General features: G+C 37.7%; 1 protein-coding gene. It reads left to right on the top strand.

Annotated elements, in window-relative coordinates:
* A partial coding sequence (locus ACIFOT_RS00010) for an IS110 family transposase (protein ID WP_430060315.1) occupies positions 1 to 816 on the top strand: 816 nt, incomplete at its 5' end.
* Between the last annotated feature and the right edge of the window lie 134 nt (positions 817 to 950).

Genomic DNA, 950 nt, shown 5'->3' with positions numbered 1-950 from the left:
GATTCGATTAAACTAGCAAAGTTATTTCGCGCTGGCGAATTGACTCCTGTTTATGTGCCAACAGAAGATGACGAAGCCCTTCGGGATTTAGTTCGGGCTCGTGAAGATGCCAAAGAAGATGAATTAAGAGCCAAACATCGATTATCTAAATTCCTTTTACGGAATGATATTCACCCTCCTTTCAATGGAAAAAAGTGGACTCGTAGATATCGTGAATGGTTAAATACCCTAAAGTTTGAACGTTCCGCATCTAAAGTAGTTTTTCAAGAGTATCTGCACCATCTACAAGAAATTGAGCAAAGGGTAAAACGATTTGAGGAAGAAATAAAATTACAATCAACCGAAGGTTATCATGCGCCAATGATTCAAGCACTACAATCATTAAGGGGAATAGCTACGATTACAGCTACTAGTCTTGTGGCTGAGATAGGATCATTTAAGAGATTTACTTCTCCCAAAAAATTAATGTCTTACGTTGGTTTAATCCCAAGTGAAAGTTCTAGTGGTGAAACCAGAAGGCAAGGTAATATTACCAAAACAGGTAATCGTCATGTTCGTCGGTTGCTTGTAGAAGCAGCTTGGAGTTATCGATTTCCACCTGCTATAAAGGGAGATTTAAAGAAAAGACTAGAAGGACAGTTGCCTAATGTTCAAATGATCTCATGGAAAGCTCAAAATCGCCTTCATAAAAAATATTTTCGTTTACTATCACGTGGAAAAGCATTTGGAAAGGCATTAACAGCCATTGCAAGAGAATTAGCAGGATTTATCTGGGCAGTAACTCAAGAAATTGAAAATAACTCCATGGCTAAGTAATAGTTTCGAATAAAATAAATTTCAATTTTGTTTAAAAATCGGAGCTTAGGGCTCGGAGGCAAAGGTAAAAACCGGTAAGGAGAAACCACGAATTGTACTTGTGATATGCCTAGGTAGGCTAACTCACGTTTTAA

The sequence above is a fragment of the Neobacillus sp. NRS-1170 genome (assembly GCF_050468025.1).
The sequence above is the reverse complement of the archived record's forward strand: the minus strand, read 5'-3'. Positions and strand labels throughout refer to the sequence as shown.